The sequence below is a fragment of the Flavobacterium sp. genome, assembly GCF_027490375.1.
Lineage (GTDB): Bacteria > Bacteroidota > Bacteroidia > Flavobacteriales > Flavobacteriaceae > Flavobacterium.
The window spans coordinates 1-19,361 of record NZ_JAIXYH010000042.1 but is presented as its reverse complement, the minus strand read 5'-3'; the positions used below and the strand labels follow the sequence as shown (position 1 = coordinate 19,361).

Annotated in this window: 17 protein-coding genes; 13 read left to right on the top strand and 4 right to left on the bottom strand. The window is 39.0% G+C overall.

The window, feature by feature from the left end:
- Nucleotides 1-371: 371 nt before the first annotated feature.
- Nucleotides 372-1,094: a T9SS type A sorting domain-containing protein gene (locus Q0064_RS05350; RefSeq protein WP_298145408.1), complete on the bottom strand. Its 723-nt coding sequence runs from the start codon at nucleotides 1,092-1,094 to the stop codon at nucleotides 372-374.
- Nucleotides 1,094-2,530 carry a T9SS type A sorting domain-containing protein gene (locus Q0064_RS05345; protein WP_298145405.1) on the bottom strand — a complete coding sequence of 479 codons (1,437 nt, stop codon included), beginning with the start codon at nucleotides 2,528-2,530 and terminating at the stop codon, nucleotides 1,094-1,096. Before Q0064_RS05345 ends, Q0064_RS05350 begins: the two co-directional genes overlap by 1 nt.
- Before the next feature lie 224 nt (nucleotides 2,531-2,754).
- Here Q0064_RS05345 and Q0064_RS05340 point away from each other — a divergent pair, with 224 nt between their 5' ends.
- The 7 genes from Q0064_RS05340 (at nucleotide 2,755) to Q0064_RS05310 (ending at nucleotide 12,201) form a co-directional block, all read left to right on the top strand.
- The gene (locus Q0064_RS05340) at nucleotides 2,755-3,282 is read left to right on the top strand and encodes a phosphoribosyltransferase family protein (protein ID WP_298145402.1); all 528 of its coding nucleotides are present in this window, start codon (nucleotides 2,755-2,757) and stop codon (nucleotides 3,280-3,282) included.
- A gap of 61 nt (nucleotides 3,283-3,343) precedes the next feature.
- Complete coding sequence (locus tag Q0064_RS05335) at nucleotides 3,344-3,916, top strand: adenylate kinase (protein ID WP_298145399.1); 573 nt, start codon at nucleotides 3,344-3,346, stop codon at nucleotides 3,914-3,916.
- Nucleotides 3,917-3,944: 28 nt separating this feature from the next.
- The gene (locus tag Q0064_RS05330) at nucleotides 3,945-5,222 is read left to right on the top strand and encodes a hemolysin family protein (protein ID WP_298145396.1); all 1,278 of its coding nucleotides are present in this window, start codon (nucleotides 3,945-3,947) and stop codon (nucleotides 5,220-5,222) included.
- 2 nt (nucleotides 5,223-5,224) lie between these two features.
- Nucleotides 5,225-6,226, top strand: a complete 1,002-nt coding sequence (gene obgE, locus Q0064_RS05325) for a GTPase ObgE (RefSeq protein ID WP_298145393.1) — start codon at nucleotides 5,225-5,227, stop codon at nucleotides 6,224-6,226.
- Nucleotides 6,227-6,499: 273 nt separating this feature from the next.
- Complete coding sequence (locus tag Q0064_RS05320) at nucleotides 6,500-8,644, top strand: S46 family peptidase (protein WP_298145390.1); 2,145 nt, start codon at nucleotides 6,500-6,502, stop codon at nucleotides 8,642-8,644.
- A gap of 222 nt (nucleotides 8,645-8,866) precedes the next feature.
- The gene (locus tag Q0064_RS05315; protein ID WP_298145387.1) at nucleotides 8,867-10,834 is read left to right on the top strand and encodes a putative porin; all 1,968 of its coding nucleotides are present in this window, start codon (nucleotides 8,867-8,869) and stop codon (nucleotides 10,832-10,834) included.
- A 5-nt stretch (nucleotides 10,835-10,839) separates the two neighbouring features.
- Nucleotides 10,840-12,201 carry a pyridoxal-phosphate dependent enzyme gene (locus Q0064_RS05310; RefSeq protein WP_298145384.1) on the top strand — a complete coding sequence of 454 codons (1,362 nt, stop codon included), beginning with the start codon at nucleotides 10,840-10,842 and terminating at the stop codon, nucleotides 12,199-12,201.
- On the opposite strand, the gene Q0064_RS05305 is transcribed toward Q0064_RS05310, so the two are convergent.
- Together Q0064_RS05305 and Q0064_RS05300 are read right to left on the bottom strand one after the other, a co-directional pair.
- On the bottom strand, nucleotides 12,185-12,994 hold the full coding sequence (locus Q0064_RS05305) for a lipopolysaccharide kinase InaA family protein (RefSeq protein WP_298145382.1): 810 nt from the start codon (nucleotides 12,992-12,994) through the stop codon (nucleotides 12,185-12,187). The two genes, Q0064_RS05310 and Q0064_RS05305, sit on opposite strands and share 17 nt — an antisense overlap.
- Nucleotides 12,995-12,998: 4 nt before the next feature.
- Entirely contained in the window at nucleotides 12,999-13,883 is an 885-nt protein-coding gene (locus Q0064_RS05300) for a glycosyltransferase family 9 protein (protein ID WP_298145378.1), read from the bottom strand.
- Between the two features lie 240 nt (nucleotides 13,884-14,123).
- On the opposite strand from Q0064_RS05300, the gene Q0064_RS05295 reads away from it, so the two are divergent.
- From Q0064_RS05295 to rpsU, 6 genes are all read left to right on the top strand, one after another.
- Entirely contained in the window at nucleotides 14,124-15,407 is a 1,284-nt protein-coding gene (locus Q0064_RS05295; protein WP_298145375.1) for a DUF2851 family protein, read from the top strand.
- A gap of 12 nt (nucleotides 15,408-15,419) precedes the next feature.
- Nucleotides 15,420-15,647 carry a PspC family transcriptional regulator gene (locus tag Q0064_RS05290; protein ID WP_094487301.1) on the top strand — a complete coding sequence of 76 codons (228 nt, stop codon included), beginning with the start codon at nucleotides 15,420-15,422 and terminating at the stop codon, nucleotides 15,645-15,647.
- Nucleotides 15,648-15,652: 5 nt separating this feature from the next.
- Nucleotides 15,653-16,492: a helix-hairpin-helix domain-containing protein gene (locus Q0064_RS05285; protein ID WP_298145371.1), complete on the top strand. Its 840-nt coding sequence runs from the start codon at nucleotides 15,653-15,655 to the stop codon at nucleotides 16,490-16,492.
- Nucleotides 16,493-16,509: 17 nt separating this feature from the next.
- The gene (locus tag Q0064_RS05280) at nucleotides 16,510-17,682 is read left to right on the top strand and encodes an acyl-CoA dehydrogenase family protein (RefSeq protein WP_094487299.1); all 1,173 of its coding nucleotides are present in this window, start codon (nucleotides 16,510-16,512) and stop codon (nucleotides 17,680-17,682) included.
- A 113-nt stretch (nucleotides 17,683-17,795) separates the two neighbouring features.
- Nucleotides 17,796-18,422 (top strand): hypothetical protein, encoded by a 627-nt coding sequence (locus Q0064_RS05275; RefSeq protein WP_298145367.1) that lies wholly within the window; start codon nucleotides 17,796-17,798, stop codon nucleotides 18,420-18,422.
- A gap of 475 nt (nucleotides 18,423-18,897) precedes the next feature.
- Complete coding sequence (rpsU, locus tag Q0064_RS05270; RefSeq protein WP_094487297.1) at nucleotides 18,898-19,092, top strand: 30S ribosomal protein S21; 195 nt, start codon at nucleotides 18,898-18,900, stop codon at nucleotides 19,090-19,092.
- Nucleotides 19,093-19,361: the final 269 nt, after the last annotated feature.

The following is a 19,361-nucleotide window of genomic DNA, read 5'->3' as shown; positions in this document are numbered from 1 at the left end:
TTATAAAGCTTGAAATTCATGCGTAATCATCTGTAAATCAGATATAAATATACAAAAAACAAACTGAAAATCCAACAAAAAATAATAAAAAAACCGCCTCAGGTTGTGAGACGGCTTCTTTTTTTTGTTGCAGAATTTTGAGCTTACTAGAAACAACAATATCTATTGAATAGAAAACGCGAAGCAGTTGTGAGTTAATTCTTGTAACTGTTATTCTCGGTAACTGTTTCTGTCGCTTAATTTTTACGTATGGATTTACGAAGATTTATAAAAGTAGTTTCCTTGAAAAAATGCGAACTTTCATTTAGTTGGGACATTTAAAAACAAAAAAAAGCTGCACTAGGCAGCTTTAATTAGAATTCAATTTTGTTCTATTTTTTCAAAATTTTCGCTACAGCAACTTTTTCCCCAGACTCAAAACGGGCAAAATACATACCGCTCTGTAATTCTGATAAATCGATGTTTCGAGTGCCTGAAAAAGCGAGTTGTCTGACAACTTTACCATTGATATCTGTCAAAAAAAGAGTGGTTTCTAATTGGGCATCAACCTCAAAATTAGAGCTTACTACTGTTTGCGATAGCTTAATTCCCATACTTTTTAGATCAGACTCCTCTACGCTCGCAGCATTTGGATTGAATCGGTATGTAAACTGAATTGAGTTTCCTACTTCCTGATTTTGTGCATTTACTATAAAAAATTTCAGCACATAATCTACAGGAAAAGTGCCACCTGTATTTGCAAACTGATTGTCGAAATGGTCGAAATTTCCGTTGCTGCCATTTGCTTCAATAAATGCCCCAGCATTTGGGTATGCATTTCCAACAGTTACGTTAAAAACGCAAATATCGCCTAAACATAATTGTACATTGCTGCCTGGCGCGTTAGTAATAGATACAACTCTACACTTTACACGTATGTCGCTGTTGCTATTATTATACATTTTAAAGCCCAAATACGATTCTGCAGAATTATGGGTTGTAAATAAATATAAATCGCCGTTGTTTATCGGAGTTCCGTCTAGCTTTGTCATTGACAACTGAGAGTACGAAAAGTTGAAGCCAACAATTGCTAGTAAAACGAGTAGCTTTTTCATTATTTGATAACAAGTTTTTGAGTTGTTGTAGATTTTTCTGTTGTGATAGTTGTAATGTATACACCCGATTGTAGAGAAGATAGGTCAAGAGAAGCATTCGCAGCGAAGTCTTTTGCGTTGAACACCACTTTTCCTTGTAAGTCGCTAATTAAAATATCGGCTGCCTCTTTACTGTAAAAAGTTACTAAACCGTTTGATGGGTTTGGTAAAAGTCCGAATGATTCTGCAATAGGATCTTCAACCGATAAGGCGTAAGTTGTTACTTGGTTTGGTCGAGAAAGCGTTGAGGTAAAATTACTACCGTCGATAAAAACTACTGTTTCTCCATTTTGTACGATCTCCAATCCTTTTTGATCTAGAGTTCCGATACTCCAACCGTCGCCATAACTATCCAATAGTTCGATGCTGTAACAGTTACTTGCACCTAAAGTCAAGGATTGCGAAATCACAGTATTTGCATCTGCACCACCTCCGTTTGGACTTCCAGCATACGGACCTCCACTGGCAACGATAGTTCCGGTTGAATTTTTAATTCTCCAAGTCATTTCCGTTGGATAATTGTCGGTATAGATGTTTAAAGTAATCTCTGGTAAGATATTCGTTGCACTTTTAAGTTCGGTTGGCTCCACACTGAAGTCGGAAGCAGAAACAGCGGCGTTGTTTATTGTTTGGAATTCGAAGGTATATTCGGCCTCAGGATCGAAATCTAGGGCGTCGAAAGGAATGTTTCTTGTGCTGAATTGAGTTGTACTTCCGGTGAAGCTTTTTGTTGCAACCAAAACACCATCTTTTTTAAGTCCTATCGTTCCGCTAGTTATCGAGTTAGTACCGTAGTTTTTGAATTTAGCGATAGGTGCGCCGTTTGTACTACAAAAGTAATTTACAGATTCGATCAACTCAGCGTGATTTTGAAGTCCAACTAAAGTACCGCAGCTCGTGTTAATCGATGCTCTAATATTTGGAGCGGTTAATGGGCCAATTTCTGTTACGATTCCGTCTGGGCAAATTCTGTAAACAGTTGGGAAATATCCAATTTGATAGAGGTCGCCAATGGCTGCCGAATCAATAATAGGATAAGACGTATCTGCGGTCCAGTCACCTCTTGTATTATTGCCGGTTCCTTGAAGGTCTGCAAGTGTAGTGCTCGGATCGCCTTCAACAAATAAAACTACAACTTCATTTGATCCGTTCGCGCCATAAGCATTATAAATGTTGTCGAGAGCTTTTCCGTTGTGATAATTCCAGCAAGGACCACACCAAGTTGCGGATATATCTAAAATTACCGTTTTACCTTGATTGAGGTATTCTGATAGTGTGTGAGTATTACCGTTTATATCGGTTGCTGTGAAGTCGGGCGCTGCAGATCCGGGAGGAAGTTGCGCCATTGATGAAAAATACGACGTAAGTAGTAGAAGAAGGAATGTAGTTTTTTTCATGGAATGGTTTTTAAAGTTAGGTTAAGGTTTTGCAATTTTAAGACAATTATTTAACAAAAAAATCATGTCTATTGTTAAAAATCCTTATGTTTTGTAGTTTTTTGTTGATAAAATTCAAAAATGAGTCTTTTTTTGTCTTTGTAACTGGCTTTCCTTTGGATGGGAAAGACTCTAGCAAATAAAATAATATTATCTTTGTCGCACTGACTATTACGTATCAATCATTGAAAATTGGCGATAGGTACTTCGAACCTTTTATCGAAGCTAGTGAAATTCAATTCGCAATACAGCAACTCGCTGAACAAATCTATGCTGATTACTCCGACCAGTGCCCTGTGTTTGTAGGTGTCTTGAATGGCTCTGTTGTTTTTTTGGCAGATTTACTCAAGCATTACAGAGGCGCGTGCGAAGTATCTTTCGTAAAAGTGAATTCGTACGAAGGAACTAACAGTTCAGGTCAAATTTCCGAATCTTTACCTTTCGAAACTAAATTAGAGGGCCGTGTAGTTATACTTGTTGAAGATATCGTCGATACAGGTAATACAATTGTTTATCTTAAAGATGCTGCAAAGAAAAAGAACATTCAGCATGTTAAAATTGCGACCCTATTTTTAAAACCGGAGGTTTACAATAAGTCCATTAAACTAGATTATGTGGGAATTCGAATTCCAAACAAATTCATAGTAGGCTATGGTTTGGATTATGATGGCTTAGGTAGAAATTCTAAAGAAGTTTTTGTGTTAAAGGAATAAGTAAAATTCCCTTAATTTTATATTTTCAATAAATCTATAATTACATCTCAAAATTATACCCATGATTAATATTGTTCTTTTTGGTAAACCTGGTGCAGGTAAAGGAACTCAGGCCGAAGTGCTAAAAGCAAAGTATAACCTTACTCATTTGTCGACAGGCGATATTTTTCGATTCCATATAAAAAATCAAACAGAACTTGGTGCGACAGCTAAAACGTACATCGACAGAGGTGATCTTGTTCCGGACGAGTTAACAATTCAAATGCTTGAATTCGAAGCGAATAAAAGCGAAAATACAGCTGGTTTTTTATTTGATGGTTTTCCAAGAACGATCGCTCAGGCAGAAGCGCTAGATGCCTTCCTAACTTCAAAAGGTCAGAAAGTAAATGCAACCATTGCACTTGAAGCCGACGATGAAATCCTTGTTCAAAGACTTTTAGAACGCGGAAAAACGTCTGGGCGAAGCGACGATCAAGACGAAGAAAAAATTCGCAACCGCTATCAAGAGTACAATGAAAAAACAGCACCATTAATCGGGTATTATCAAAACCAAGATAAATTTTTTGCTGTCGATGGTATCGGAGCAGTATCTGAAATTACAAGGCGGCTCAGCGCAGTTATCGAACAATTGTAGATAGCGCGCATTTGAACAATCAAAAACTATGGAATTTCTAATTATCTTATTTCTTATCATTTTAAATGGTGTTTTTTCAATGTCTGAAATCGCATTGATTTCTGCTCGAAAAAATCGACTTGAAAATGCAGCCAAAAAAGGTAATTCGAGTGCAAAAGCCGCTCTAGATTTGGCAAACGCACCCAATAAATTCTTAAGCACAGTACAAATTGGTATCACACTTATAGGAATCTTAACAGGTATTTTCAGTGGAGATAAAATAACAGCAGATGTAGAACACTTTTTTCAGCAGTTTCCAACAACGCAGCCATACGCCCACACTTTTGCAGTTGGTGTCGTTGTTGTATTGCTTACCTTCGTTTCATTGGTTCTAGGGGAACTTGTGCCTAAACGCATAGGTTTAAATTATCCTGAAGCAATTGCCAAAGCCACAGCGGTACCGATGAAGGCAGTTTCCGTTATTACTGCCCCTTTTATTTGGTTACTGACAATTTCAACGGAATTTCTTCTCAAAATCCTGATGATAAAACCAACTGCTGATGGTAAAATTACCGAAGAGGAAATTAAAGCCATCATCAAGGAAGGTACCGAAGGAGGTGAAGTGCAAGAAATTGAACAAGATATTGTGGAACGCGTTTTTCACATTGGAGATCGAAAGGTAAATTCCTTAATGACGCACCGCAAGTCAGTTATCTTATTGCCTATCGATGCCGATCGCTCCCAAGTTAGAGAGCTAATGCTCAAGGAACTTCATTCCATTTATCCCGTCTATAAAGAAAATTACGACGACATCGTAGGTGTTGTCAATTTGAAAAATATATTCTCTCATTTTGGAGACGAGCACTTTCATCTCAGTAATATTCTTAGCGAAGCACCCTACATCATGGAGCAAACTACAGCGTACACTGCGTTGGAAAACTTCAAAAAAAGTGGTATTCACTACGCCTTTGTATCTGATGAGTATGGTGATTTCCAGGGAATTATTACCTTAAACGATATCCTCGAGGCACTAGTTGGTGATGCTTCTGAATTTTATAAAGACGATTTTCAACTCATTGCCCGGGAAGATGGCACATGGCTTGTAGACGGGCATTATTCATTACACGATTTCTTAACCTTTTTCGAGCTCGATGAACTAATAAACGATTACGAAGTGACAACAGTAAGCGGACTCATAATGACCGAACTTTCCAGAATTCCAAAGCAAGGAGAAAAGTTGGAATGGCAAAGGTTTGTTCTTGAAGTTATCGACATGGATGGTGTAAAAATTGACAAAGTTTTGGTTTACGAAACTACTAAAGACTAAAAATGACAGAAGGAAATTTTGTAGACTACGTTAAAATATATGTTTCTTCCGGTAAAGGAGGAAAAGGCTCTTCGCATTTACATCGTGAAAAATTTATCGAAAAAGGTGGTCCGGATGGTGGCGATGGCGGTCGTGGAGGTCACGTTATTTTAGTTGGAAGGAAAAATCTCTGGACGCTTTTTCACCTAAAGTTTATGCGTCACGTTAAAGCAGGTCATGGAGGTGATGGTGGAAGCTCGAGAAGTACAGGAGCCGACGGTGAAGACCAGTTTATTGAAGTTCCTTTAGGTACTGTTGTAAAAGATAAAGAAACCGATGAGGTGCTTTTTGAAATTACGGAAGATGGCGAAGAGCGAATACTCGCCCTGGGCGGGAAAGGAGGTTTAGGCAATTGGCATTTCCGTTCCTCAACCAATCAAACACCGCGTTACGCACAGCCCGGTTTGGCAGGCGAGGAAAAAGACGTCATTCTCGAACTAAAAGTTTTGGCCGATGTCGGATTAGTAGGTTTTCCCAATGCCGGAAAATCGACGCTCCTTTCTGTATTAACTTCGGCCAAACCTAAAATTGCAGATTATCCGTTTACAACCCTAAAACCAAATTTGGGTATTGTAGCATATCGCGATTTCCAGTCGTTTGTCATCGCAGATATACCTGGTATTATTGAAGGTGCTGCCGAAGGTAAAGGACTCGGACACTACTTTCTACGTCACATCGAACGAAATTCGACCTTACTGTTCTTGATACCAGTTGATTCGCCAAATATTAAAGAAGAATATGATATCTTAATTCGCGAGTTGGAAGAATATAACCCCGAATTACTGAACAAGCAACGTCTTGTAGCAATTTCAAAGTGCGATATGATTGATGAGGAATTGCAAAGCGAACTAAAGGTTGAACTCGATCTTCAATTTAAAAATATTCCTTACATTTTTTTCTCATCGGTAAGTCAATACAACTTACAATTACTTAAGGATCGACTTTGGAAAATGCTTAACGACTAATTCCAGAAAGCATGTACACATGTTACAGTTGCCAACAGGGTTAGTTATCTAAATCAGAGTTAAAGTATCGTTATCATTTGACGAGCGTAATTGTCTTCGGCCTTCATTTCACAACATGAATTGCGTATTTAGGTGCTTTGTAGTTAAATTATTAACCTTTGAACTTTCTTGGCATAGAAATTCACTTTGGAATGTATCATCGCAACAAAACAGCAGCTTTTCCCGTATATTCGCAAACACTTTTTTAATACTCGTATTTAATTTTCGTACACTATGAAGAAAATCTTATTGGTAGTTGTCGCTTTATTGAGCATTTTTCCAGCTCGCGCCGACGAAGGGATGTGGTTCTTGATGTTTATTGAACGTCTGAATCACAGAGATATGCAAAAGATGGGCCTCCAATTAACAGCAGAGGAAATCTACAGCATCAACAACAACAGCTTAAAAGATGCTATTGTTCAATTTAACGGCGGTTGTACTGCCGAACTTATTTCTGGTAGCGGACTTGTTTTAACTAATCACCACTGCGGATACGATGCTATTGCAGAATTATCTACACCTGAGAATAACTATCTAAGAGATGGATATTGGGCAGCCGACAAAAAAGGCGAGTTGAAGCCAAAAAGCTTATTCGTACGCTTTTTTGTAAGAATGGACGATGTTTCTAAGCGTATCTTGTCGAAGCTAAACGATAATATGACTGAAGCGGAGCGCGAAAAAGCTATCAATCAAGAAATTGCATTGATTGAAAAAGAAAATAATGAAGGAGGGAAGTATGTAGTTTCAGTGCGTTCATTTTTTCAAGGAAACGAATTCTACTATTTCGTTTATCAAGATTTCACTGATGTGCGTTTAGTGGGTACGCCACCGGAAGCAGTTGGAAAATTTGGCGGCGATACTGATAACTGGGAATGGCCAAGACACACCGGCGACTTTTCCATGTTTCGCGTATACGGCGATGCTAATGGAAACCCAGCGGAATATAGTCCGAATAATGTGCCTTTAAAACCAAAACAACATTTGAAAATTAATTTGAATGGCGTTAAAGAAAACGATTTTGCCATGATTTTAGGTTATCCGGGCAGAACCAATCGTTGGATGCCTGCTGGCGGAATAGAGCAAAACGTAAAATTTGCTTATCCAGCATGGGTTGAAGGTGCTAAAACAGGCATGGATAATATGCAGGAGTACATGCAACAAAGCGATGAGCTGCGTCTGAAATACGCTTCAAAATTTGCTTCAACTGCAAACTACTGGAAGAACAGACAAGGTATGATTGATGCACTTACCAAATTCCAAACCGCAAAAACCAAAGCGGAACAAGAAGCAAAATTCAATAAGTGGGCAAACAAAGCAGAAAATAAGGCACGCTATGGTTCAGTAGTTGAAACACTTAACAACTATTATAAGATGACCAACGAAAAGTCGCGTCATGACATGTACTTAACGCAACTTTTCCGCACCACTTCTTACGGAACTATCGGAAGAGGTTTAGGAAAAATGCTCGAAAATTATGCTAAAGCCGACGAGAAGAAGCGTCAAGAAATGAAGCCTCAGATTGAAGATGCGGTGGAAGGATTATTCTCAGAACAATACATTCCGGCTGAAAAAGATATCATGGCTGCACAGTTAAAGTTGTATGCAACAAAAGCTGTTGGTTATCCCATTGCACCTGTGGTTGAGAAAATCGCAAAAGCAAACAATAACGACTTTACCAAATTTGTTAACGCAACGTTCGATTTAAGTATACTTACCTCTAAAGAGCGAATGGCAGCTTTTCTTGAATTTCCAAGCGAACAACTTATTGTAAACGATCCATTAAACCAGTTTTCAAACGAACTTCTGGCACATTTCTCTAAAAGATCAGACGAACTTGCTAAAGCTCAGAACGATTACGGAGCAGCTTACCGAAAACTCGTAGAAGGTTTACGCGCTTCGAAATTGGCACCAATTCGCTACCCTGATGCAAATTCTACCTTGCGTCTAACTTATGGAAAAGTACGTGCTTTGCCGGCAGACAAGCGCAACGATGCCAAAGTCAACAACTTTACAACTTTTGATGGAATGATCAAAAAGTACAAAAAGAACGATCCAGAATTCGACTTACCACAGCGTATGTTAGATTTTGCAAAAACAAAAGATTTCGGTCGCTACCAAGATAAATCGGGTTTCATGCCGGTTAATTTCCTTACAGATAACGACATCACTGGAGGAAACTCAGGAAGCCCAGTTTTAAATGGAAAAGGTGAACTTATTGGTTTAGCTTTCGATGGAAATATTGAAGCAATGGCGGGTGACGTTATTTTTGATAAAAATTTGCAGCGCACCATCAACGTAGATATTCGCTATGTTTTATGGCTAATCGATAAATATGCAAACGCAAAACACATTGTCGATGAAATGACCATCGTCAAGTAAGTTTCATTAGATAAATCCAAAAAGACCGTCGAAAACCGACGGTCTTTTTTTTGAATTTATTTTTTTCCAGCTCTATCGAATAACTCGATTTTTAGTACTCGTTTTCGTTTTAACTAAAGAAATACTAAAGCCGAAGATTTGGTGTTTCTATACCAAAGATTTAAAGGATGTTTTGAATGACCTTTAACGAATAAGCGTATCTTTGCGCGCAGTTTTTTAGATATGACAGTACGTATTTTGTTAACCGCTTTAGCTATTTGTATGTTCGCATCCGCGCAAGCGCAACGAAATACAAAGAGTTTGGACAAATTGTCGCCGGGAACGCAAACCAATACGAGAGTCGACACCAAACTTGGCGAAAAGTCAACTTCTCTAAAACCGAATAAAGCCGACATTACCATGTACCAGGTAATTAGTCCGAAAAACGATACGACCTACATCGATACATCGTTAACCATCCGGAAAGATTACATCTTTAATTATCTGCGCAAAGATAACTTCGGACTTCTACCCTTTGCCAACGAAGGGCAAACATATAACACACTTGATTTTTCCCTAACCCGACAAAACGCTACTCCCGGAATTGGTTTCGCTGGAAAGCATTTTTTTTACAAAGAAGTGGAAGATATAAACTACTACTCTGTAGCTACGCCACTCACCGAATTGTACTACAAAACCGTAATGGAACAAGGCCATAGCTTAGATGCCTTCATTACATTAAACACCAGTAAAAGACATAACTTTTCCATTGCTTATAAAGGAGTTAGGTCGCAAGGTAAGTACGTGAACCAGCTTACAAGTAGCGGTAATTTTCGATTTACGGCTTCTTACATAACCAAAAATAAACGTTACAGGTTGCGCGCTCACATGACTGCGCAAGATTTACTGAATTACGAAAACGGCGGTATTGAGAATATCGAAGATTTTGAATCAGGAGATGCAGCTTTTACGGATCGACGCCGTTTGAGCGTTTATCTTCCGGATGCCGAATCGATACTTCGAGGCAATCGTTACTATTTCAATCAACAACTCGTTATTGCTGGTAAATCGGATAAAACTAACTTGCAAATTTCGCACGAGTTCACCTACGAGCACAAATTTTCAGAGTACAACCAGCAAACGGTTAACGAGCGATTTGGCGCGGCCTACGTTCCTTCTAATATCAGAGATAAGGTGCGCTTCAATACCATGAAAAATCAGGTGGGCGTCAGTTTTGGAAACACAAAAATAGGACGTATTCAGCCTTATGCTGCTTTTCAGAACTTCAATTACTTTTATAGATCGATTATCGTTAATGATAACGACATTATTCCAGCGTCTTTGAAACTCGAAGTAGCTTCCGTAGGAGGAAATTACACGTTGCACCGAAACAAAATTATTTTTACCGCCGATTATTTCGAAGGTGTAACCGAAAAAACATCGCAACTGAAAGCAAATATTACTTATCGTCCAAACGATCGATTCACCTTTTCGGGAAGCCTGGAAAATTTGTCGCAAATACCCGATTTTCAATATAATTTGTTTCAAAGTAGTTTTATAGATTATAATTGGTCGAACAATTTTGTCAATCAAAAAATTAATCGAATTTCCGCTTTTGCAGAAACGCCTTGGCTTAACGCTGCGTTTCAATACAACCTGATTAACGACTATCTGTATTTCGGCGGTCAGGAAACTACAATAACTAACGGTCAAAATAGTACACGAGTATTGACAGTAAATCCAGAGCAGTACGGTAAATCAATTTCACATTTTTCGATTAAAGTTGATAAAGAATTTACATTCGGAAAGTTTGCGCTCGATAATACAGTGCTGTTTCAGCAAGTAGTTCAAGACGACGACATTCTTAACGTTCCCGATTTAGTTTTTCGTCAGAGTTTTTACTTTAGCGAATATCTATTTAAACGCGCCTTGTTTCTACAAACAGGTTTTACGGTAAATTATTTTACTTCCTACTACGCCAATAATTACAATCCGGTTATAGGAAGTTTTTACGTCCAAAACGAACGTAAAATTGGTAATTTTCCTTTAGTCGATTTTTTTGTAAACGCTCGTGTTCGTCAAACACGTATTTATTTAAAGGCAGAACATTTCAATTCGCCCTTAACAGGATTTAACTATTACAGCGCACCCGATTATCCGTATCGCGATTTTACCGTACGCTTTGGTTTGGTGTGGAACTTTTTTCAATAGAAATTATGAAATACGCAGAAAATATTCTTGGTACCATAGGCAATACGCCACTAGTTAAAATTAACAAACTTACAACCGAAATTGATGCTTTGGTTTTAGCAAAAGTTGAAACATTCAACCCTGGGAATTCAGTTAAGGATCGCATGGCTTTGAAGATGGTCGAGGATGCTGAAGCAGATGGACGATTAAAACCAGGCGGCACCATCATTGAAGGTACTTCCGGAAATACCGGCATGGGTTTGGCTCTTGCAGCAATCGTTAAAGGTTACAAGCTTATCTGTGTCATTACCGATAAGCAGTCTAAAGAGAAAATGGATATTCTGCGTGCCGTGGGTGCAAAAGTAGTTGTTTGTCCGACTGATGTGGAACCAACCGACCCTCGTTCATACTATTCAGTTTCAAAACGTTTAGGCGAAGAAACTCCAAATTCATGGTATGTAAATCAGTACGATAATCCGTCGAATGCAGTAGCACATTACGAACAAACCGGCCCGGAAATTTGGGAACAAACAGAAGGAAAGGTCACACATTTCGTAGTTGGTGTCGGTACTGGAGGAACTATTTCTGGAGTAGCGAAGTATTTGAAAGAAAAAAATCCGAATGTGAAAATTTGGGGTGTTGATACCTATGGCTCCGTTTTTAAGAAATATCACGAAACGGGTATTTTCGACGAAAACGAGATTTATCCGTACATCACTGAAGGTATTGGAGAAGACATTCTACCAAAGAATGTAGATTTTTCTTTAATTGATGGTTTTACAAAAGTTACCGATAAAGATGCCGCTATTTACCAACGACGCTTAGCGCTAGAGGAAGGTATTTTTGTTGGAAACTCGGCAGGTTCAGCGATTAAAGGCGTTTTACAGTTAAAAGAACATTTTAAACCTGAAGATGTCGTGGTTGTTTTGTTCCACGATTCGGGAAGTCGATACGTAGGTAAAATGTTTAACGACGACTGGATGCGAGAGCGCGGATTTTTAGATGAAGAAGTTACCACGGCGCTAGACTTAATCAAAGATCATATCGATAAGCCATTAGTAGTAGCTAAAACCGAAGAATTGGTTTCTCACGCGTTGGAACGCATGCGCAAATTTAAAATTTCACAGATTCCCGTTGTAGATACTACAGGTTTTGTTGGAGCTATCGACGAAGCGACCTTGTTTCAAAATTACATTTTAGATAAAAATCTAGCAGATAAACCAATTCGCGAGGTAATGTCGGCAGCGTATCCTATTGTTTCTGCGCAAGCAACAATCGAAGAGGTAAGCCGATTAATAAACAAGGAGAATCAGGCGGTTTTGGTAGCTTTAGATGGTGGAAAGTATCACATCATTACCAAATACGACATAATCAATTCAGTGAAGTAACCGTATGAAGTTTCTTGTTTTTAAAGAAGCCTTTCACTTTTGCTTTTAGCTTTCTGTAACCTTGATAGCAACGTACCGAGGATTCAAAGCGCTGTTGAAGAATTTCACGCGGCGTTTTCGAAACTTCACTATACGTGTCCAATATAACTTTTACTGCGTCTGGCAGTTCCGTGAGTCTTCCTAGATTTTCTATGGCTCGCGCAGGCGGAATGGCTCGGTTTTGAAATTTCATGCGGTTAACGTCTACCAAGGAAAATTCAAAACCTGAATCAGTAGCGGAAACTAAAATATTCCCGGGCGTCAAATCCAAATGCAGTATGCCTTTTTGGTGTAATTGGTAAGTATATGCTGTAAAGGCTTGTAACAATTTAACCTGATCAATTTCTACTTTTTTAAGTAAAACATCATGAACGGTAAAAGTTTTGTTTTCAAATTTAGAGAAGTAAAAACTTTCATATAGTTGTCCCTTTACTATACGTTCTGCGTAAGCGATAGGCGCAGGAACACGAATGCCTAATTGCGCTAGCTTTACTGAATTTTCGTAAGAGCGTCGGGCCTTCGATTTGCGAAAGCTCCCGTAGATGTACCTTTTAAACAATCCGGGAACTTTGAACGATTTTACCATTACAGTTTCCTCGTATAAAGCAATTGTTTTAAGTGTATTTCGTTTGTAGAAGTTTTTGAATACACTACCTTGTTGGTCAAAGGCGGTAATAATTTGTTCAATTCCCTCTTGTTTTTCAGGATTTATCGTGATGATTTTGAAATCGCTACGTTTTGATGATTGTAACATGACCTTACTTTTTAGAGCTTAATACGCTTTCAATCTGCCGAATCATTTCAGGCAATGAAGTTTTTGTAGTATCTATAAATCCCGAATTGCCGCCATAAGGTTCGTACTTCTCAGGTTTCGTAATTTTAAATAATCCAATGGTCGGTACACCCGATGAAACTGCCAAGTGCATCATTCCGCTATCAGCACCAATAAACAAAGCAGCATTTTCTAGTACTGATGCAATTTCCCGTACATCTTTACTGTAATAGTGTTTGATTTTATGGTCAAATTGCGAGATATTTTCAACGGGAAGAACCTCTATTATTTCGTATTCCGAAGAAAAACGCTCCGCCAATGCCTCATAAAACGGATCCCACCAACTGCTATCGTATATTTTTTGATTGGTAGCATAAGTGAATAGGCAAATGAGCGGCTTTTGGCTGCCCTGTAAACTCGCATAAATTTGCTGTCCTTTTACCCGTTCTTCAGCGGAAAATTTTAAACGAATAGGCGAAATTTCGCGTACCGGAATATTGAAATGACTCCAATAAGCATAAACTGGATACTTTGCCAAATGTCGATAGTCGGAGTATTGACTAATTTTAGCTAACTCGTCTACGCCAAAAATTTTGTGCTTGCTTTTAGTGTATTTCGTGGCAAGTTTCCCAGACTTTGAAGCAGCATCAACATTGATAACCAAGTCGTATTTTCCCGCTAAAATTTTAGTCCACGACTTTAAATATTCCAACAATTCTTTCGCAGGTTTGCGACTGAGCTTTATAGAAGTTCCGTAGTTGTCGTAATTTTCAAAAACCACATCAACGAGCTTTCCTTTTGCGAAAACATCAATCTTCGCTTGAGGAAAATCTTTTTTAAGTTCCTGAACTAATGGAGTTACTAGAAGCATATTGCCCAACCGATGATTTGGTCGGCAAACCAATATGCGTTGAATGTTTTTTGATTCCAAGATGTACCTTTCCGCAAAGGTCTAAAACAGCATTTGCTTTTCTGTTAAGTCTTTCACAATTCACAATTTCTTAATAAAATGGAAAATTAAAATTTTTTGAAAATTACGGAAAAACCGTAATCGTAATTTTATCAGATGTTTAACTTAGCCACATATTAGCCATCCAAATTTTTATAAGCCATGAAAGAGGATTTTCTCCACTATGTCTGGAAGTTTCAGAAATTCAACCACCAAAATCTTTTTACGACTAGTGGAGAGCCGCTTTCGATTGTAAATCAAGGCTTTTATCTTAAAACTAGCGGTCCCGATTTTTTTAACGCTAAAATCCGAATCGGACAGCAGCTCTGGGTGGGCAATGTCGAAATCCATCTGAAATCTTCCGACTGGTACTTGCACCGGCACGAGCAAGATGCCAAATACAAAAATGTAATTCTACACGTTGTTTGGCACTACGACTACGACATTTTCCTGGAAAACAATGCAACAATACCGGTTCTCGAATTGCAAGGACGGGTAGCTGCAACTTTAGTGCATTCTTACCAAAGTTTACTCCAGAATAAAACATGGATTTATTGCGAAAAACTAATAGGTTCTGTCCCCAAGGAGCTTGTGAATACATTTCTCGAACGGCTTTTCATCGAACGTGCCGAACGAAAAGCCATGAGTATAGTCGAACTCTTTCGAAACCAAAACTGCGATTGGGAAGCAACCTTGTTTGTAGCCCTAGCAAAAGCATTTGGTTTAAATTCCAATGCAATAGCGTTTGAGCAAATGGCACAACGAGTGGGTTTTAAAGCCGTTATCAAGGAATCTGCGAATTTGATTGGTTTAGAAGCTCTTTTTCTGGGAAGTTGCCAGTTGCTCGAATCTGATTATCAAGATTTCTATGCTCAGCAGCTAAAAGCTGAGTTTGGCTTTTTAAAAGTAAAGTACCAGATATCCGAAGAATTAGCCCATCCGGTCGAGTTTTTTAAGCTTCGTCCTGAGAATTTTCCGACAATTCGTTTAGTGCAACTCGCTGCGTTTTATCACCAAACAGCGTATAAATTTGAAATGCTCTTAAAAGCCACAAATCTGAAACAACTGCACCAACTTTTTCACGCAGGCGTTTCCGAATATTGGCAGACCCATTACGTGCCCGATAAAGCTACACGAGCTTCACCCAAACAGTTGTCGCAAAGTTTTATTGATTTACTGGTTATCAACACAATAATTCCGTTTTTGTTTGCCTATTATAATGAAAACGGGCAAACACGCTCCGATTTTTTAATCGATCTTGCTGTAGAGATAAAACCAGAAAATAATACAATAATCAAACGTTTCAGCGATCTCGATCTCAAAGCTAAATCCGCATTCGAATCGCAGGCTTTACTCGAACTAAAACAGCAATATTGCGAGAAGGGACGTTGCATGAATTGTTCGATTGGAGTGCATTTATTGAGTAAATCCGAAAAATCTGCTTAATTTCGTTCCGCTATGCGCTTTGATTTACGTCTAAAATACTACTTTGAAAAACACGGATTTAACGCGGCCAGTCGTTTAGCCGATAGCTTGGGTATGCGCGCCAGCAGTGTTCGCTTGTTTTTTATTTACATTTCCTTTGTTACAGCCGGACTCTGGTTCGGGGTGTATCTCACGCTAGCTTTTTGGCTAAAATTAAAAGATTTAATCCGCGCCAAAAGATCTTCTGTTTTTGATTTATAAGCTTAATGAAAAGTATTTTCCTCATTCCGAAGCTGCACCGGCGCGGCCTTGGAGCACTATTTTTACTTCTTATTTTACTTCAATTGTGCTTGTACTTTTATTCACCAACTCCAAGTATTCCTGTACAAGACAATAAAGAATTGGCGCTATTGGAAACTGCTTATGAAAAAAAACTTGCTGCAAGAAAGTTTAAAAAGTTCGAACTAAAACCTTTTAATCCCAATTTTATTAGTGATTATAAAGCCTATCAGCTAAAAATTCCAACAGCGGCATTCGAGCGGCTTCAAGCGTATCGAAAAAAAGGATTGTATGTAAATTCTGCTACTGATTTTCAAAAAGTTACGGGTGTTTCCAATGAATTACTGCAAAAACTTTCGCCCTTGTTTGCCTTTCCTTCCTGGACGAATAAGAAGACGCAAACGGCATTTCAACAAAAACGGTACGCTGTAAAAGCAATTGATCTCAATACTGCTACAGAAGCGCAATTGGTCGAGATTCCCGGTATTGGTGTCAGACGTGCCCAACAAATTCTCGATCAACGAAAAAAACTCGGCGGTTTCTGTACGGTCAATCAATTAAAGCTCTTGTATGGTGTCGATGAACTTATGTTCGATCAGTTAAAGTCATATTTAAAAATAGGTGCCAAGCCAAAACTTAATAAGCTAAATATCAATCGCGCAAGTGTAAAAGAGCTGTCGGCTTTTCCGTATTTCAACTATGGATTGGCTCGTGAAATTGTTAAAATCAGGAGTCGGAAAGGAACTTTAATTATTGAAGATTTGGCAAATGTTGAAGGATTTACGCAAGAAAAGTTAACAATAATAGTTTTATATTTGGAATTTTAAAAGCCATTCGTAAACACATGAATTCAACTTACTTTTCGGAAGAACATGAATTGTTCAGAAAAAGTTTTCAAGATTTTTTAAAAGCAGAAGTCGTTCCTCACATCGAAAAGTGGGAAAAAACGGGAACTATAGAGCGTTTTATTTGGAAAAAATTCGGCGACATGGGCTTCCTTGGGATCACATACCCAGAAGCATATGGCGGTCTGAATTTAGACCTATTCTACATGGTAATTCTTCTGGAAGAGTTACAAAAAATTAGATCTTCGGGCTTCGCGGCAGCCGTTTGGGCGCACGTGTACTTGGCTATGACGCACTTAAATGCCGAAGGCAGCGAAGAAATCAAACAAAATTACTTAGTTCCAAGTATAGCAGGCGATAAACTCGGAGCCTTATGCATATCTGAGCCTTTCGGAGGTAGCGATGTTGCTGGAATGCGCACGACAGCCGTTCTTCAAGGTGACAAGTATGTTATCAATGGCTCAAAAACTTTCATTACAAATGGTGTTTACGCAGATTACTATATCGTAGCTGCGAAAACCGATCCAGCAGCCGGAAATAAAGGCATCAGTATCTTTTTAATGGATGCTAATGCTAAAGGCGTTTCGAAATCAAAGTTGGATAAGCTCGGCTGGCGCGCATCCGATACCGCAGAAATTTCCTTCGATCAGGTGGAAGTACCCGTAACTAATTTAATGGGCGAAGCTGGAAAAGGATTCCCGTACATCATGCAACATTTTGCGCTAGAACGTCTTATCATGGCCATTAACGCACACGCACGAGCCGAATACGCAATCGATTATACCATAGAATACATGTCGCAACGCGAAGCTTTCGGAACTAAAATCAGTAAGTTTCAAGCACTACGACATAAATTGGTAGATCACGCTTCCGATGTCGAGCACTGTAAAGTATTCAATTACGTGGCCGTAGATCGCTTGCAAAAAGGAGAATATGTGGTTAAAGAAGCGACAATGGCTAAGTTAAAATCAACTAAAGTAGCCGACGAAACCATATACAGTTGCTTGCAATTCTTAGGCGGTTACGGCTACATGGAAGAATACCCGTTAGCACGATTGTTGCGCGACAGCCGTTTGGGTCCAATTGGTGGCGGAACTTCAGAAATCCTTCGCGAAATTCTCTCCAAAATGATTATCGACAAGCAAACCTATAAACCCGCGGTGAAACATTAAAAAGTTTAGAAAATTAAAGCGCCTTTTTGGGCGCTTTTTGTTTAAAATTAAGTTAAAACAATTTTATTCTCCCTGTTCCAATTCTAGCTTTGGTGAAAACTAAAACAAGCATTATGAAAAAATTGTTACTCCTTAGCATCTGTTTCCTAAGTGTATTTTCTTCGTCACATGCGCAAGACAAGAGCGGCGAAAGTAGAAAATGGTCGTTTTCCTTGCAACCGAGATTAGGTTTCGCAAAGTATGAAGAGACGGGTTCAGTAACTACAAATGGAACACTAAACGGTTTTGACGTGCTCATTAGCCGAAAAATTTCAAAATCCTTCGATTTAACCTCCGGATTTAGTTTTACCACTTTCGATGCCAACAGAACCGCTTTCGGTCAAACCGTTCGCTTACAAAATGATTACTTGCAAATTCCACTTTTGGTGGGTGGCGACATCAGCTTTGACGAAGAAAACGCTAAAAGTCCGATTTCTATGCACGTTGCTCTTGGGCCAAGCGCAAATTTCTTGATGCGCCAGTTCACAGAAACAACGGGAGGGCACATAGAAGATGAAAATGTTGGTTGGAATTTTGGATTCATGACCCAAATTAGTGTCGATTTCCGAATTTCAAATAGAGCAGCACTTTACCTCGGTTTGCAAGGCCAATCTGATTTTTCGCGCATTGAAAATGATGAGTCAGAAAACAAAATTCAGCAAGCTTCAAGCATTTTATTCGGCTATCGCGGAATATTTTAGTGTCCTTTGGGTGTGCCGGCGGGTCGTTCCTCCGGCGCCGTCAGGCCTTTCACTGCAATAAAAAACGGCTGCCGCAACTGCCGCCATCGCAGCACAAGAGCTTCCTTCGGTCGCTTTGTGCTGCGGGCGCCAGTATAGCGGCAGCCGCTTTTTATTTTCGTTGCAGTCCTTCACACTAAGAGTGTCGTAACTTTCGATAAGTGATATAAAAGTTGTTTTCAATTTTGTGGAACTTCTTTTAATCATTGCCAACAAGCAGGGGCACTCATTTTGGTTACTTTCCCCGCGCGACTGATTGCCGCGGAAAGCCTTTTTTGTGGTGGCGTTTAAGCCACAAAAAAGTTTGCAGCAGAAAGCAGGACGGCAAAACCATATGTATTTCCAGCGAATAGTTTTGCCGGCGCGCCAAAAAAAGTTTTGAAAACCAGAAAAATAGTTTACTTTTGCAGCCTTAAAGAAAGGGGGTGTCTATATTATGTTGATTATACCAATTAAAGACGGAGAGAATATCGATAGAGCGCTTAAGCGTTACAAAAGAAAATTCGACAAAACCGGAACTGTACGCCAATTGCGTGCTAGACAGGCTTTTATTAAACCGTCTGTGACTCACCGAATGAAGATTCAAAAAGCACATTACATTCAACGATTGAAAGACAGCCTAGAAAGCTAATTTCAGCGTTTGATAATCATAAACCGTTAATCAGCCTTTGTTGATTGACGGTTTTTTTATGGCGTAATGTTTACCTTACGTTTTTTCTTGCTTTATTTGCTTGTTGCTCGAACCACCTCGCGCGTCGAGCCTCAGTTTCCAAAGTTTAAAGGGCTCACATTAATTTTCTGGGGAGAATGCTTAGTTTCGTATAAAAAAAGTTGTGGATTTTTCGATATTGAGTTCATTTTTACCATTTGGTTTATTGGCGCATTTTGATGTTGTAGATT

Coding starts and splice junctions, on each gene's coding strand:
- Q0064_RS05305 (WP_298145382.1), bottom strand. CDS start 12,994: ATGTTACAATCATCAAAACGTAGCGATTTCAAAATCATCACGATAAAT.
- rpsU (WP_094487297.1), top strand. CDS start 18,898: ATGTTGATTATACCAATTAAAGACGGAGAGAATATCGATAGAGCGCTT.
- Q0064_RS05335 (WP_298145399.1), top strand. CDS start 3,344: ATGATTAATATTGTTCTTTTTGGTAAACCTGGTGCAGGTAAAGGAACT.
- Q0064_RS05275 (WP_298145367.1), top strand. CDS start 17,796: ATGAAAAAATTGTTACTCCTTAGCATCTGTTTCCTAAGTGTATTTTCT.
- Q0064_RS05285 (WP_298145371.1), top strand. CDS start 15,653: ATGAAAAGTATTTTCCTCATTCCGAAGCTGCACCGGCGCGGCCTTGGA.
- Q0064_RS05310 (WP_298145384.1), top strand. CDS start 10,840: ATGAAATACGCAGAAAATATTCTTGGTACCATAGGCAATACGCCACTA.
- Q0064_RS05300 (WP_298145378.1), bottom strand. CDS start 13,883: ATGCTTCTAGTAACTCCATTAGTTCAGGAACTTAAAAAAGATTTTCCT.
- Q0064_RS05295 (WP_298145375.1), top strand. CDS start 14,124: ATGAAAGAGGATTTTCTCCACTATGTCTGGAAGTTTCAGAAATTCAAC.
- Q0064_RS05330 (WP_298145396.1), top strand. CDS start 3,945: ATGGAATTTCTAATTATCTTATTTCTTATCATTTTAAATGGTGTTTTT.
- Q0064_RS05350 (WP_298145408.1), bottom strand. CDS start 1,094: ATGAAAAAGCTACTCGTTTTACTAGCAATTGTTGGCTTCAACTTTTCG.
- obgE (WP_298145393.1), top strand. CDS start 5,225: ATGACAGAAGGAAATTTTGTAGACTACGTTAAAATATATGTTTCTTCC.
- Q0064_RS05290 (WP_094487301.1), top strand. CDS start 15,420: ATGCGCTTTGATTTACGTCTAAAATACTACTTTGAAAAACACGGATTT.
- Q0064_RS05345 (WP_298145405.1), bottom strand. CDS start 2,530: ATGAAAAAAACTACATTCCTTCTTCTACTACTTACGTCGTATTTTTCA.
- Q0064_RS05320 (WP_298145390.1), top strand. CDS start 6,500: ATGAAGAAAATCTTATTGGTAGTTGTCGCTTTATTGAGCATTTTTCCA.
- Q0064_RS05315 (WP_298145387.1), top strand. CDS start 8,867: ATGACAGTACGTATTTTGTTAACCGCTTTAGCTATTTGTATGTTCGCA.
- Q0064_RS05280 (WP_094487299.1), top strand. CDS start 16,510: ATGAATTCAACTTACTTTTCGGAAGAACATGAATTGTTCAGAAAAAGT.